This window comes from Streptomyces sp. SD15, from assembly GCF_054462255.1.
Genome location: NZ_JBTLMO010000047.1, coordinates 1 through 13800, shown reverse-complemented (window position 1 = coordinate 13800; position 13800 = coordinate 1). Strand labels below are relative to the sequence as shown.

Below are 13800 nucleotides of genomic sequence, written 5' to 3'. Positions count from 1 at the left end.
CAAAAACCCCCACAGTCTGGGCAGCCTCTCCGCTCAGAGGAAGAGGCTGCCCAGTATGCGGACGCGCGCCGTACGCAACGTAAAGGAATGGTCACCTATGGGTCATCCGGGCGTCATGCCACGGACGTGTGGTGCGAGGCGTCGCCCGCGATCGAGTGGCTCTCCTTGCCCTCGATTCCGACCGGCACGTCACCGGCGACGGTCACGCGGTGCAGGCGGCGCGGCAGGCCGTCGTAGTTGTCGATGGCGTAGTGCTGGGTGATCCGGTTGTCGAACAGCACGAGCTGGTTCGGCGACCAGCGGTGACGCAGGACGTTCTCCGGGCGGGTGACGTACGACTGGAACAGGTCGAGGATCTTGCGGGACTCGCCACGTCCCCTTGTGGCGCGGTGGATGGATCTTGCGGCCGCGGGGGCGAAGAACCCGCCGGGCACGGCGCCGGGTGTGGCCGATTTGGCGGGACTCTACAGTCCCCAGCCACCCCCCTCCGCGGACAAGACGACCCCACCCCAGTGACCAGCATCACGCCCCCGCAGGTGTACACCGCACTCTTTGTCAGAGATCCACCAACCCCCCGATCCCCGCTTTGTCGAGCGCTGATGGTGATCCCCGCAAGCCCCCTGGGATAGCGTCACCGTGTCCCGAACCCCAGCCACCCGCCGGAGTCCCCATGAGCACCGCTGCCGCCACGTCCCGCACAGGCATCCGCCCCGGCGAGGTCCTCGCCGACCTGCTGCCGGCCTCCCGCGTCAGGGACGCCGCCCTCGTGCTCGGTGGCGCCGCGCTCACCGGCCTCGCCGCCCAGATCGCGCTGCCCGTGCCGGGCTCCCCGGTACCGGTGACCGGCCAGACCTTCGCCGCCCTCCTCGTGGGCACGGCGCTGGGCGCGGGCCGCGGCTTCCTGTCGCTCCTCGTGTACGCGCTGGTCGGCATGGCAGGCATGCCGTGGTTCGCCGAAGGCGGCTCCGGCGCCGCGGCCCCCTCCCTCGGCTACGTCCTCGGCATGCTGTTCGCCTCCGCCGCCGTGGGCGCGCTCGCACGCCGCGGCGCCGACCGCTCGATGCTGCGCATGGCGGGCACGATGCTGCTGGGCGAGGCGATCATCTACGCGGTCGGCCTCCCGTACCTGGCCGCCGCCACCGGCATGTCGTTCAGCGCGACGATCGCGGCGGGCCTCACCCCGTTCCTGATCGGCGACGCCCTCAAGGCGGCGCTGGCGATGGGTGTGCTGCCCACGGCCTGGAAGTTCCTCAACCGGTGACGCCGTAGTTCCTGCGGAAAAGGTTCCTGCGGAAAAGCGGGCCGGGATGCCACACAGGGCATCCCGGCCCGCTTTGTCTGTGAGCGGGCTCAGGACTGCTGCTGTTGCCGGGGTCGTCGCCGCGCCCACCACAGGCCCACCGCCCCGGCAGAGATGAGCGCCGCCCCCGCCGCACCGAGTGGTAGGACGTCATTCTCGACGCCGGTCTCGGGCAGCTGGTCGCCGCCGGGTGTCACCGGGTTGTTCTCGGTGTCGAGGAGAAGCGGGGTGGTGGGGGCGTTCGGCGACGGGTTCGCCGCACCGAACGGCACCGGTCCCTGCTGCCAGAACGTCTTTTTCCCGTCGCTGTCCTGGACCGGCAGGCAGATCTTTCCGGTCTTGCTCAGGTCGAAGGTCGCGTCGACGGCGTACGACTTCGACTTTCCGGCCGCGAGATTACCGACATCGCAAATGAAACCACTGTTCGACCCCTCGGGCAGATCCGCTTCGGCCATCGCGGTGCAGCCCTTGACGCTCTTGACCTGGAGGCCGTCGAAACCGACCACCAAAAGCCGGATCTTGTCGCTTTCCTTGGTCCCCTCATTCTTTACGGTGGCGGTAATCGCCGTCTCCTGCGAGCTGTTGTCGACCGTGATCTTCTCGGGCAGTTCCGTGGTCAGCTTGACGCCCGCCGGTGCCTCGTCGACTGCCTTTCCTCCCTTGCTGCTTCCCGGCCCCTGGTCGTCCGCGACGGCGGTGTAGGAAAGGATCATCACGGCCGAGAAAGATGCCGCGAGCAGCGATCCCGCGATGGTCGTCGTGTGACGAGAACTCATGTTCGTCCCCCTTGGCTGCGCCTGAATTCGCAGTACTTGAAGAGGTACCACAAGATTTCTCCACACTATGCTGGTACGGCGTGAAGTGTGACCATTATGTTTCTGCTGTGACGGGCGATTGTGGCGGGTGTTGAGGGGGTGCAGGGGATTGACGGGGAATACGCGTGGTGGCGTTCCGGGATTATTGGTGACGGGTCGATATCGATTGGCCGAGAGTATTGGGCAGGGGGGAATGGGGCGGGTGTGGCGAGCGACCGACGAAATGCTCGACCGGCTGGTCGCCGTCAAGGAAATGCGGATCGACGGACTCGATCCGGAGGACACCCGCACCCGCCGGGAACGCACGCTGCGCGAAGCCAGGGCCACGGCCCGGATCGACCATCCCAACGTGGTGCGTATCTACGACGTCGTGGACGAGGGCGAGCGACTGTGGATCGTCATGGAACTGGTCGCAGGCCGTTCCCTCGAACAGATGGTGGTGGAGGACGGCCCGCTCGCCCCGCCCGCCGTGGCCCGGATCGGGCTCGAACTGGTGGCGGCCCTGAGCCAGGTGCACGCCGGGGGAGTGCTGCACCGGGACATCAAGCCGGGCAACGTCCTGGTCGAGCGGCGCGGCCGGCGGGTCGTTCTCACCGACTTCGGTATCGCCGCACTCCAGGACGCGGAGGCGCTCACCATGGTCGGGATGCTGGTGGGCTCACCCGACTACATGGCGCCCGAGCGCGTCTCCGGCCGCCCGCAGGGCCCGCCGTCCGACGTGTGGTCCCTCGGTGCGACGCTCTGCGCGGCCCTCGGCGGACGCTCCCCGTTCTCCCGCGCGACCACCCTGGCGACGCTGCACGCCGTGCTGTACGAGGAGCCGGAACTTCCCTCCTCCGCAGGTGACTTGCGGGACATCCTGGCTGCCCTCCTGGACAAGGAACCGTCGACTCGGCCCGGCCTGGACGAACTGGGGACGGCGTTGCGGCCGATCGCGTTCCCGGAGGGAGAGAGCGAGCCCGCCCCGACGCGACAGATGCCACAAGCACCACAAGCACCGCAAGCACAAGAGACGCCCGAACCGCCGGAACTCGTGCCGCCCGTACCCCCCGCCCATGAGGAGTCGCGCACTCCCGTGCTCCTGGAAGCGGAGCTCATACGCGCGGCACAGAGCCCGCCGTCGCAGCCGCAGCCGCAGCCGCAACCGGAGCCGGAGCGTGAGCGCGAGTCCGAACCTGAGCCCGAACCTCAGCCCGAGCCCGAACATCAATCCGAGTCCGAGTCCGAGCCCGATTCCGTCCACGACGCGATACCAGCGCAACGCACTCACACGCAGAAGAGCCCACCCGACCCCGGGCAGGCCACACCCGAGCCCTTGCCCACCGCAGCCGCCGAACCCCCCGCCACCGAGGCGCACTCGCAGGTCCGCTCGGAAGCCCCCTCCCCGTCCCCGTCCCCGTCCCCAACCCCAGCCCCAACCCCAACCCCAACCCCAACCCCCATCCCCTCCCCAGCCCCTTCCTCCCCCGCGTCCCTCGCGACATACCCGACAGTCCCCGGATCCGCAGCGTTGCCGCCGGGTGAACTCCCCGGCCCCGTCGTGCCGTCAGGCCCGCGGCGGAGCCGGCGCAGGATGGGGTTCGCCGCAGCCGGTGGTGTGGTGGTCGCGGGCGCCGCTGTCTGGCTCATCGTCGCGATGACCGACGGGTCCTCCCGCGACACGAACGGCGCGTCCCCGTCCTCCTCCTCCTCATCGGTGTCGACGGTCTCCTCCCCGTCACCCACCGTCGAGGGCACGTCCCGGCCGCCGAGCCTGCCCGCGGGCGCCCGCAAGGAGGCCGGGCTGTACGCATGGGTCCCGCCCAAGAGCTGGCAGCGGGTGGCGCAGAGCGGCTCCGAGGTGCACTACACCTCGCCCGACCGCGCACAGGAGATCGTGGCGAACGCGAGGCCTGCCCGGGGCGACCTGCTGGCGCAGTGGCAGCAGGCGGAGGCGGACACCAGCAAGGGGCTGAACTACCAGCGGATCCGCCTGGAGCGCACCACGTTCCGCAACGCCCCCGCGGTCTCCTGGGAGTACTCCGTCACCGCCAAGGGACGCCTCTGGCACGTCCGGCTGCTCGGCTTCCGCTCGGGCGGCACGTCCTACGAGATCAGCACCTGGTACCACCCGGACATCGAGGCCGCCGCGATCCGCGTCTACGACGAGGTCAAGAAGAGCTTCACGCCCCTGTGAGCCGCGCGCACACGCGGAGAAACACGCACACACAAAGAAAGGGGAGGGGGTCCGGGGCAGTGCGACCGCACTGCCCCGGACCCCCTCCCCTCATGCCACCGCGCTCAGCGAGCGTCGGACACGGCGTCGGCCGGCTCTCCGCCACCCAGCGGCGCACTGGTTTCCGTATCGGTGCCCGCGGCCTTCGCCGCCTTGGCTCCGCCGCGCAGCTTCTCCTTCACCAGGGCGATCGCCAGCACCACCGCGGCGACGAGCAGCGACAGCAGTACGGTCTCGCGCCCGTCGTGCTCCGTGTCGGTCAGCATGTAGCCGAGCACGAAGACGATCAGCGCGGCGGCCGCCCAGGTCAGGTACGGGTACAGCCACATCTTCACGACGAGCTTCTCCGGCGACTCGCGCTGGATGATCTTCCGCATCCGCAGCTGGGAGAAGCAGATGACCAGCCAGACGAACAGGGCCACCGCGCCGGAGGAGTTGACCAGGAAGAGGAAGACCGAGTCCGGGAACTTGTAGTTGAAGAAGACGGCCACGAAGCCGAAGACGACCGAGACGACGATGGCGGCCAGCGGCACACCGCGCGAGGTCGTCTTCGCGAAGGCCTTGGGCGCGTCCCCGCGCCGGCCGAGTGAGAAGGCCATGCGGGAGGCCGTGTAGAGCCCGGAGTTGAGGCAGGACAGCACGGACGTCAGCACGATGAAGTTCATGATCTGACCGGCGTTCGCGATACCGAGGGAGTCGAGGGCGGCGACGTACGAGCCCTTGTCCTTGATGGACGGGTCGTTCCACGGCAGCAGGGCCACGATGACGAAGATCGAGCCGAGGTAGAAGACGCCGATCCGCCAGATGATGCTGTTCGTGGACTTGGTGACGGCCCGCTGCGGGTCCTCGGACTCGCCGGCCGCGAGGGTCGCGATCTCACTGCCCATGAAGGAGAAGACGACCAGGAGCACGCCGGTGAGAATCGCGCCGGGCCCGTTGGGCAGGAAGCCGCCGTGGTCGGTGAGGTTCCCGAGGCCGGCCTGCTGGGCGTCGACGCCCGGCAGCAATCCGAAGATGGCGAGCCCGCCGACCACGATGAACGCGCCGATCGCCACGACCTTGATCCCGGCGAACCAGAACTCGAATTCACCGTACGAGCCGACGGAGACGAGGTTGGTCGCGGTGAGCACGATCATCACGATGAGCGCCCACCCCCACTGCGGAACGGCGGGAATCCACCCTTCGAGGATCTTGGCCCCGGCGGTCGCCTCGACGGCGAGCACGACCACCCAGAAGAACCAGTACAGCCAGCCGATCGAGAACCCGGCCCAGCGTCCGAGCGCGCGGTCGGCGTGGGCGGAGAAGGAGCCGGAGGTCGGATTGGCGGCGGACATCTCGCCGAGCATCCGCATCACCAGCACCACGAGCGTGCCGACGAGGGCGTACGACAGGAGGATGCCGGGTCCGGCGGTGGCGATACCGGAGCTGGAGCCCACGAAGAGCCCGGCTCCGATGACACCACCGATGGCGATCATGGAGAGGTGACGGTTCTTGAGTCCGGCGTGGAGGCCACCAGGTTCTTCGGGGCCTCCGGGGCCGCTTGCGGCCTTTGTGGGGGTCGGCTGCGAGGTCATGAGGGGGGAATTCCTTTGCGCCGGGTGCGCACGAGTGAGGTGGGGACTCGTGCGAGCGGTGTAACAAGCCGGTCCAGTGAATCTGAGGTAAAGGAATTCGTGAACCTCTGAATCCAGATCGTTACCTGAGCTTTCCATTAGGTTTGTAGTGTTGCTCACAGTTTTCGTTGGCGGCACCCCGCGAGGCCGGTCCGAAACAGGCGTGTCACACTCGGAGCATGCGCGTGTATCTCGGCTCCGATCATGCCGGTTTCGAACTCAAGAACCACCTCGTCGAGTGGCTCAAGGCCGCCGGCCACGAGCCCGTCGACTGCGGCCCCCTCATCTACGACGCCCAGGACGACTATCCGCCGTTCTGCCTGCGCGCCGCGGAGCGCACGGCGGCCGACCCCGACGCCCTCGGCATCGTGATCGGCGGCTCGGGCAACGGTGAGCAGATCGCCGCGAACAAGGTGGACGGGGTGCGTGCCGCGCTCGCCTGGAGCGAGGAGACGGCGTCGCTGGGCCGCCAGCACAACAACGCCAACGTCGTGGCTGTCGGCGCGCGCATGCACACCCAGGAAGAGGCGACCAAGTTCGTCGAGACCTTCCTCGGTACGCCGTTCTCCGGCGACGAGCGTCACATCCGCCGCATCGACATGCTCTCGGAGTACGAGACGACGGGCGCCCTGCCGCCCATCCCGGCCCACCACCCGCAGTCGTAGCCCCCGGCGGGGTTGGTTTCTCGCCCCCGCCGCCCCTACCCGTCCCATCCCGTTCCTGGGGGCTCCGCCCCCAGACCCCCGTTCGGCCTGAACGGCCTCGTCCTCAAACGCCGGACGGGCTGGAAGTGGTCAGGGGCGCGGGGAACTGCGCGCCCAGCCCCCACCCTCCCGCAGCAAAACAACCACCTGCCGGGGGTCCGGGGGCGGAGCCCCCGGGGATGATGGGGGTCCCCCCTGCTCGAGCGAAGTCGAGAGCTTGGGGGAGGGTAGGGGCGGCGGGGGCGAACACACCCCCGAGCCGCCGTCGGCCACCCGCACAAACAGGAGGACCCCGTGCCCGAGGGGCACACGATTCACCGGCTGGCCGAGGACTACGAGGCCAGGTTCGGCGGCGGCACCCCCACCCGCGTAACCAGCCCGCAGGGCAAGTTCGCCGACGCCGCCACCCTCCTCGACGGCGCCGCTCTCGACCACACGGAAGCCCACGGCAAACACCTCTTCCTGGCCTTCCGCGGCGCTACCGACTGGATCCACATCCACCTCGGCCTCTTCGGCAAGGTGAACTTCGGCGACGCCCCCGCCCCGCCCCCCGCCGAAACGGTCCGCCTCCGCCTCGCGAACCCCACGTCGTACGTCGATCTGCGCGGCCCCACCACCTGCGCCCTGATCACGGACGACGAGAAACAGGCGATACACGACCGTCTGGGCCCGGACCCGCTGCGCCCCGACGCCGACCCGTCGGCCGCGTACCACCGCGTCTCCCGCAGCCGTACGACGATCGCCGCCCTCCTCATGGACCAGAAGATCATCGCGGGCGTGGGTAACGTCTACCGCGCGGAGGTCCTCTTCCGGCACGGCATCGACCCGTACCGCGCGGGCAAGGACATCACTCCCAAGGAGTGGGACGCCGTCTGGTCGGACCTCGTCGCGCTGATGCGCGAAGGCGTCCGCAACAACCGCATCGACACCGTCCGCCTGGAACACACGCCCGAGGCCATGGGCCGCCCACCGCGCGTGGACGACCACGGCGGCGAGGTCTACGTGTACCGCAGGGCGAACCAGCCCTGCCACATCTGTGGCGGCGAGATCCGCACCGCCGGTCTCGCCGCCCGCAATCTCTTCTGGTGCCCGACCTGCCAAGCAATCTGACCGTGGGCTCAGAACCCGTGCGGCAGCCAGGGCGCGACCGTCGACGAGAACCCCACCGAGGCCTCCGTCAGTGCCCCCTGCCGCAGCTCGCGCACCCGCCCCGCCGCCGCGAGCGAGGCCAGGGACGCCCCGCCGAGATACGCCGCTCCCAACTCCCGTACGGACAGCGAGAGATCGGCCGCGTCACCCGTACGCGCGCAGGTCGCGCCCTTGGCGTCGCCGGTGAGCCGCCAACGCCCCTCGTTCCAGGGGCAGAACGCGTCCTCGACCTCGAACACCACGTCCACCGGCGCCTGATACGTCCGCGCCTCCAGCGCGGCGCCGACATCGACGAGCCGTACGTGCAGTGAGTCCCGCGTCCGCACACCGCAGCGACGGATGTCGGACACCATGTGCTGCCAGGCCTCGTCCACGGGGCGGTTGTGGGCACGGAGCGTGGAGGCGAGGTCGATGTCGAAGAGGAACCGCCACAGCGCCGCGTGCGCAGCCGGGCCGAGTGCCTCCAGTTCATCCAGGACGATCGTGTTCCTGGGGCCGCCGTGGTCGTGGCCCGGCTTGATCCGGTACCGGGCGTAGCCGACGACCGCGTCGTCCCGCTCGGCGACCACGCACTGCAACGGCGACGCGCCGTCCCGCCCGTTTTCCCGGTCCAGCAGCATCGCCCGATCCCAGCCGGGCTGCCGCGCCAGCATGCCGGGCCGCCCCGGAACCAGTCGTGCGTACACCGCCTCGCACGCGTCGAGCACGTCGGCCGGCACGGCGTACCGCAGCCGTACGTCATCGGTGCCGGGCGGGACGGACAGCCGGACCCGGGTCGTGTCGATCTCGACATTGTGCTGGTGCGTCGCGATGCCGTAGCCGAACCGGCTGTAGATCATCGGCTCCGAGGCGGTCAGGACGGCGAGCGGCTCGCCCCACGAGCGGATGTCGTCCAACTGCCGCCGCATCATGGACGTCAGCAGTCCGCGCCGCCGGTGTGTGGCCGCGACGCTCACCATCGTGATGCCGGCGGCCGGTACGCAGGCGCCGCCGGGGACGGTGACCCGGAAGGAGAAGGCGCTCGCGGTGCCCACGCACTCGTTGCCGTCCCAGACGCCCAGGGAACGGTCGTACTCTGTGAGCGCGCTCGACAGCTCGCGCTCCTCGGACGACTCTCTCATCCCGCCGAAGGCGCGGAGCAGGTTGTCGTACCACGTATCCCAGTCGTCCTGCCGCAGCACCCGCAAGTCAGTCGTCATAAGCCATGCCTACCAGGGCAATGCGGTACGGGCGAGGGGATTTCCACTCGGCCGGAAGGGGGCCCGCCGTGCAGTTCGCTGTGATGTTGAGCGCTCGGACGGGGGACAAGTGGGACCTCCCGTGCCAAGCACCTGGTCCGATGGATAGGGTCCCGAACTAATGGCAGCAGGACGAGAGCGGCGCGCGGAAGCCGATACGTTCACGGCCCGGTTGAAGAAGCAGTGGCACCGGGCCCGCACCGGCCTGCGCAGATCCGCCGTCGACTACTTCCGCGGGGACGGTTCCGACTGGATCGCGCTGGCCGGTCTGCTCCTCACCATCCCGGTGATCGCGGCGACGACGCTGGTCAACTCGGTCTGGTGCTCACCGGCGGCGTTGGTCCTCCCGATCGTGGCCGGAGGCCTCCTCCTGCGCCCCGCCAGCCTGCTCGGTCTGTACGCCGCCGCCGCCAGCGCGCTGATAGTGGAGTCCGTGAAACTCGGCCCGTACACGGAGGGCCCGTCCCGGGTGACGCCGGGCGTGGTCCTCGTCGTCGCGGCCTGCGGTTTCTTCGGCCTGGTGATCGCGCAGTTCCGCAGCCGGGTCGGGGTGCCGTGGCGGCGCGGCGGCACCATGCTCTTCGACCTGCGCGAGCGTATCCGGGTGCAGAGCAAGCTGCCGAAGCTGCCGCTGGGCTGGCACCGCGAGATGGCGCTGCGGCCGGCGGGCGGGCAGTCGTTCTCCGGGGACTTCGTGGTGGCCGCCCGTACCAACGGCGGCCGGACCCTCGAAGTCGTCCTCACCGATGTCTCCGGCAAGGGCATGGACGCGGGGTCGCGGGCGCTGCTCCTGTCCGGTGCGTTCGGTGGCCTCCTGGGATCGCTCCCACCCCATGCCTTCCTCCCCGCCGCCAACGGCTACCTTCTCCGCCAGGACTGGGACGAGGGGTTCGCCACCTCGATCCACCTGGTCCTCGACCTCGACTCCGGTGACTACGAGCTCTTCTCCGCCGGGCATCCGCCGGGGCTCCAGCTCAGCGCGGGCAGCGGCCGCTGGGAGGAGAAGGTCGCGGACGGTCCGCTCCTCGGGGTGTACGACGGCGCCCAGTTCGACTCCGTGAAGGGTTCGCTGCGTCCCGGCGATGTTCTGATGCTCTTCACCGACGGTCTGGTGGAAACCTCCGACCGCGACATCGTGGAGGGCATCGACCGTCTCACCGGCGAAGCCGATCGCTATGTCGCCGGTGGCTTCCACGGTGCCGCCTGGCACCTCATCGAGGCGGTGGCCAAGGACGTGAACGACGACCGTGCGCTACTCCTGATCTGCCGAGAGGCCCCAGCGCCAACCCGCTGACGGCCGACTTTCCTCGCCCCCGCCGCCCCCAGACCCCCGCTTCGGCCTGAACGGCCTCGTCCTCAAACGCCGGACGGGCTGACATACCGGGCCCGTCCGGCGTTTGAGGACGAGCCCTTCGGGCGATGGCGGGGGTTTGGGGGCGGAGCCCCCAAGGGTGGGACGGGTAGGGACGGCGGGGGCGAACGAACGAAACCCTCCCCCCTGTTCGAGAGACACTGGAGGAGTGACGCAAACTCTCCTGACCCTGGCCGAAGTCGAGGCCCTCGCCCGCGAGGCGCACGCCGCCCAGACCGACAAGGCGGGTCGGCCGTACGCCGAACACCTGCAGGCCGTCGCGGACGGCGTCCGCGAGCGAGGGGGCGACGACGAACAGATAGCCGCGGCCTGGCTGCACGACGCCGTCGAGGACGACGCACTCTCCGAGGACTGGCTGCACGAGGCCGCACTGACCCGCCGTACGAAGGACATCGTGCTGGCGCTCACCAAACGCGACGGAGAGCCCCCGGAGTCGTACGCGAAACGCATTCGCACGACTCCGGGGGCCCTCTTGGTCAAGGCGTCGGACCTGGCGCACAACGCCGACCCGGCCCGGCTCGCGGCCCTCGACGAACACACCCGTGCACGGCTGACGAAGAAGTACGTCGCCATGCGGACGCTGCTCGACCTCCCGCCGGGATGAGGCCGCGAGACCGCGAGACCCGCGAGACCGCCTACGCTCTGGCAGACCCGACCCCGGCCCGTTCCCGGGCCAGTTCCGCCGCGTCCCGCTTGAACGCCCACTCCATCCTGGGCTCCATCGCGAAGTGGAAGATCCGCCGGATCGGCGCCGTGCACAGCAGCGTGACGACCGCACCCGCGACAAGCGTCACGAAGATCTCGCCGAGCGGCCGGTGCAGCCACGCGTGGTCGAACCAGCCCCAGTAGGTGCCGCCCTTGACCAGGAATCCGTGCAGCAGATAGCCGTACAGCGTGCCCGCGCCGAGAGCGGTGAACCACATCTTGCGGCGCGGCACCCAGGAGTAGAAGCACGCGGTGAGCAGCAGCGAGCAGCCGAAGAGCACGCACACCATCACCGGGCCGACCCACCACTGGTGGCCCAGTTCCTGCGCGCTGTCACGGTGGTAGAACCAGGCCGTGTTCATCCGCGGCACCGCCCACCAGCCCACGGCCAGCGCGGCGGCGAAGACCGGCACCGACAGGACGCGCACCTCGCGGCGGCGCACCAGCTGGAAGTGCTCGGGCTTCATGACCAGACCCAGGACGAAGAACGGCAGGAACTGCAGTACGCGTTGCAGGTCCAGGTCGTCACCGATGTCCGGCGAGACGGACCCGAGCATGGCGATGACCAGTGCGACCGGCAGCGGCCAACGCACCAGTTTCCACAGGGGCGTTGTCAACCGCCAGATGAGGAGCGCGCACAGGAACCAGGTGAGATACCAGGGATCGAGCAGGCTGATCGGCAGGGACGGATCGTCGTCGGCCCAGCGCTTGAAGAGGACGTACGCCACTTCGAAGACGATGTAGGGCACGGCGACACCGGTCACCAGCCGCTTGAGCCGGTCGGGACGCATGTCGAAACTGCGCGAGAAGTAGCCGGAGATGATGATGAAGGCCGGCATGTGGAAGGCGTAGACGATCGTGTACGCGGCTTCGAGGATGCGGCTCTGGCTCTTCAGCGGCTCCCAGGCATGGCCCATGGCCACGAGCACGATCGCCAGGTACTTGGCGTTGTCGAAGAAGGCGTCGCGCTGTCTGCCGGGCTCGGTACTCGGAGCGGAGCCGGTGACGGCCGCCTTCGAAGCGGTCTGGGTAGCGGTCTTCGAGGCCTGATTCCGGGGTGAGTGCGGACTCGGCACTCCCTCCGCCGACTGCTGTGCCGGGGGGAGCGGCGCTCGATTACGGCCGGGCGGTCGCAGCGAGTTCGTCACAGACCCTCCCACCAGGAACTGGGGGAGACGATCCGGGACCTCGCTGCGCTTACGGGGGACGAGGCGGCGTGGAACATCTGAGGCACCCTAGCGCTGTCTGTGCGTCTTCGTAAAACTCTCGATGTCATTTCTGCTTATCGCCTGCGAGTACCCGGGATTTGAAGATGTCTGCCTGCCGGATCGCAAGTGGATCCGCATATGGATTTGCTCACCGGTGAGGTCGTTCTGAGGCCGCCATGAGGTCGCTCTGTCCTCATTCGTCATGACTAAATGGTGCATAAGGCTCGCGGGCGACTCTGGTGAAATGTCCGCTTCATTGGCCTTTAATGACCCGTCGCCGACCGGGTCTTCGGCATCCTCGATGCGTCTGTGGCAGCAATTCGAATTACCTGCGAACAGGATGTGTGGACACGGCAACGGCCCCTCTGGGTTCCCGTGCGGGTGCACTCGAATTGCAGTGCGGAGCCCCGCAGTTCGTCGGTCACGGGGGGGGAGCGGGGGTAGGGGAGCCCGGATGCCCGTGGCTGACGATGCGTCACCTGCGGCATACGGAAGCCGGGTTGGTGGCACGATGGTTCTGGCGGGGGTGTGCGGGGTTGCACCCCCGGGCCGGGAGAGCGGACCGACCGTAGGGTGTGATCAGTTGTGGCCATCTCGCTGTCAGTGGTACTGATGTTGGCGATCATCCTCGTGGTGTTGATCCGAGGGGGGTCGATCAAGGCGGGGCCCGCCGTCGTCGCGGTGCTCTTCGGCTTCTTCCTCGCGTCGACCGGTATGGCTCCGTCCATCCAACGGTTCCTCGACTCGATAGCGGAGACGATCAACTCGATCAGCTTCTGAGCGGGACGAATGGTGAGCCCGACCGACAACCGGCCGACGTGAAATGCCCGAGCGCGTATCCCGTTGGCCGCTTACGCTGCCCCGGTGAAGAACGATCGACGCCTTCGCCGCCTTGTCGTGGGCGACGCGACCTGGCACTGGATGGTCCGGCAGCGAGTGAGGCCCGCCTATGAGGACTGCAGCCTCACGCTCTCCCTCTATCCCGAGGGCGCGCGACGCCGGCTGACTCTGGTTTTCCGGCCGGACTCGGATCGGGTCATCTCGAACTGCTACTTCGACTCCGGAGCCGTGGTGCGTCTCCCGGACCGCAGCTACCTCAATCTCTATGAGCCCGGCACGGTCCGCCGCTACCTGGACGCCGCCACGCCCAGCCTGGACCGCCTCGCATCCGAGCGGGTGGTCGAAGTGGACGGATGGCAGTACTTCGACGCGATCGCGGAGCCGGCCACCGCTGCCTAGTGCCTGTCCGGCGGATCATGCCGCAGACGCGGGGCCTGGCACGCCCACCTGCGGCGTTGTCGTCGGTTGCCGACGCTCCGCGTCGACGCCCTCCTCCGCCTTGCAGCCGCACGCACCAGGCCCCGCTCACCGGCGACTATCAGGCGCCGCTGCTTCCCTGCGACCTGATCCGCCGGACAGGCCCTAGTAGTGCTTCGTTACCTTGGGTGATCTCGCCTGGTGGTGGGCATCTTCCTGGCATG

At 68.9% G+C, this 13800-nt stretch carries 12 protein-coding genes and 1 pseudogene; 8 read left to right on the top strand and 5 right to left on the bottom strand.

Annotated features, from left to right (window positions below):
• Positions 1-113 precede the first annotated feature (113 nt).
• Positions 114-371 (bottom strand): annotated as a pseudogene (locus ACX28W_RS33985) (TauD/TfdA dioxygenase family protein); the annotation flags it as partial.
• 299 nt (positions 372-670) lie between these two features.
• Here ACX28W_RS33985 and ACX28W_RS33980 point away from each other — a divergent pair.
• Entirely contained in the window at positions 671-1261 is a 591-nt protein-coding gene (locus tag ACX28W_RS33980) for a biotin transporter BioY (RefSeq protein ID WP_459003852.1), read from the top strand.
• An 89-nt stretch (positions 1262-1350) separates the two neighbouring features.
• On the opposite strand, the gene ACX28W_RS33975 is transcribed toward ACX28W_RS33980, so the two are convergent.
• Positions 1351-2076, bottom strand: coding sequence for an LPXTG cell wall anchor domain-containing protein (locus tag ACX28W_RS33975; protein ID WP_459003851.1), 726 nt, complete (start codon positions 2074-2076; stop codon positions 1351-1353).
• A gap of 232 nt (positions 2077-2308) precedes the next feature.
• On the opposite strand from ACX28W_RS33975, the gene ACX28W_RS33970 reads away from it, so the two are divergent.
• Positions 2309-4291 carry a serine/threonine-protein kinase gene (locus ACX28W_RS33970; protein WP_459003850.1) on the top strand — a complete coding sequence of 661 codons (1983 nt, stop codon included), beginning with the start codon at positions 2309-2311 and terminating at the stop codon, positions 4289-4291.
• Positions 4292-4395: 104 nt separating this feature from the next.
• Here ACX28W_RS33970 and ACX28W_RS33965 read toward each other — a convergent pair whose 3' ends face one another.
• Complete coding sequence (locus ACX28W_RS33965) at positions 4396-5904, bottom strand: amino acid permease (RefSeq protein WP_459003849.1); 1509 nt, start codon at positions 5902-5904, stop codon at positions 4396-4398.
• 218 nt (positions 5905-6122) lie between these two features.
• Between ACX28W_RS33965 and ACX28W_RS33960 the strand changes: the two genes are divergently transcribed.
• Together ACX28W_RS33960 and ACX28W_RS33955 are read left to right on the top strand one after the other, a co-directional pair.
• Entirely contained in the window at positions 6123-6608 is a 486-nt protein-coding gene (locus tag ACX28W_RS33960; RefSeq protein WP_459003848.1) for a ribose-5-phosphate isomerase, read from the top strand.
• A gap of 333 nt (positions 6609-6941) precedes the next feature.
• Complete coding sequence (locus tag ACX28W_RS33955; RefSeq protein ID WP_459003847.1) at positions 6942-7757, top strand: Fpg/Nei family DNA glycosylase; 816 nt, start codon at positions 6942-6944, stop codon at positions 7755-7757.
• An 8-nt stretch (positions 7758-7765) separates the two neighbouring features.
• On the opposite strand, the gene ACX28W_RS33950 is transcribed toward ACX28W_RS33955, so the two are convergent.
• On the bottom strand, positions 7766-8995 hold the full coding sequence (locus ACX28W_RS33950) for a GNAT family N-acetyltransferase (RefSeq protein WP_459003846.1): 1230 nt from the start codon (positions 8993-8995) through the stop codon (positions 7766-7768).
• Between the two features lie 160 nt (positions 8996-9155).
• Between ACX28W_RS33950 and ACX28W_RS33945 the strand changes: the two genes are divergently transcribed.
• Positions 9156-10328: a PP2C family protein-serine/threonine phosphatase gene (locus ACX28W_RS33945; protein ID WP_459003845.1), complete on the top strand. Its 1173-nt coding sequence runs from the start codon at positions 9156-9158 to the stop codon at positions 10326-10328.
• Between the two features lie 226 nt (positions 10329-10554).
• Positions 10555-11010, top strand: a complete 456-nt coding sequence (locus ACX28W_RS33940) for an HD domain-containing protein (RefSeq protein WP_459003844.1) — start codon at positions 10555-10557, stop codon at positions 11008-11010.
• A 31-nt stretch (positions 11011-11041) separates the two neighbouring features.
• Here the strand turns inward: ACX28W_RS33940 and ACX28W_RS33935 are convergent, their stop codons facing one another.
• Complete coding sequence (locus ACX28W_RS33935) at positions 11042-12259, bottom strand: acyltransferase family protein (RefSeq protein WP_459003843.1); 1218 nt, start codon at positions 12257-12259, stop codon at positions 11042-11044.
• Positions 12260-12904: 645 nt separating this feature from the next.
• Here ACX28W_RS33935 and ACX28W_RS33930 point away from each other — a divergent pair.
• Both ACX28W_RS33930 and ACX28W_RS33925 read left to right on the top strand, forming a co-directional pair.
• Positions 12905-13099: a hypothetical protein gene (locus ACX28W_RS33930; RefSeq protein WP_459003842.1), complete on the top strand. Its 195-nt coding sequence runs from the start codon at positions 12905-12907 to the stop codon at positions 13097-13099.
• Between the two features lie 84 nt (positions 13100-13183).
• The gene (locus tag ACX28W_RS33925; protein ID WP_459003841.1) at positions 13184-13558 is read left to right on the top strand and encodes a hypothetical protein; all 375 of its coding nucleotides are present in this window, start codon (positions 13184-13186) and stop codon (positions 13556-13558) included.
• Positions 13559-13800 lie beyond the last annotated feature (242 nt).

What these genes read in the sequence shown, in the direction of transcription:
- ACX28W_RS33980 (WP_459003852.1), top strand. Translation starts at nt 671, where the DNA reads ATGAGCACCGCTGCCGCCACGTCCCGCACAGGCATCCGCCCCGGCGAG.
- ACX28W_RS33975 (WP_459003851.1), bottom strand. Translation starts at nt 2,076, where the DNA reads ATGAGTTCTCGTCACACGACGACCATCGCGGGATCGCTGCTCGCGGCA.
- ACX28W_RS33970 (WP_459003850.1), top strand. Translation starts at nt 2,309, where the DNA reads ATGGGGCGGGTGTGGCGAGCGACCGACGAAATGCTCGACCGGCTGGTC.
- ACX28W_RS33965 (WP_459003849.1), bottom strand. Translation starts at nt 5,904, where the DNA reads ATGACCTCGCAGCCGACCCCCACAAAGGCCGCAAGCGGCCCCGGAGGC.
- ACX28W_RS33960 (WP_459003848.1), top strand. Translation starts at nt 6,123, where the DNA reads ATGCGCGTGTATCTCGGCTCCGATCATGCCGGTTTCGAACTCAAGAAC.
- ACX28W_RS33950 (WP_459003846.1), bottom strand. Translation starts at nt 8,995, where the DNA reads ATGACGACTGACTTGCGGGTGCTGCGGCAGGACGACTGGGATACGTGG.
- ACX28W_RS33945 (WP_459003845.1), top strand. Translation starts at nt 9,156, where the DNA reads ATGGCAGCAGGACGAGAGCGGCGCGCGGAAGCCGATACGTTCACGGCC.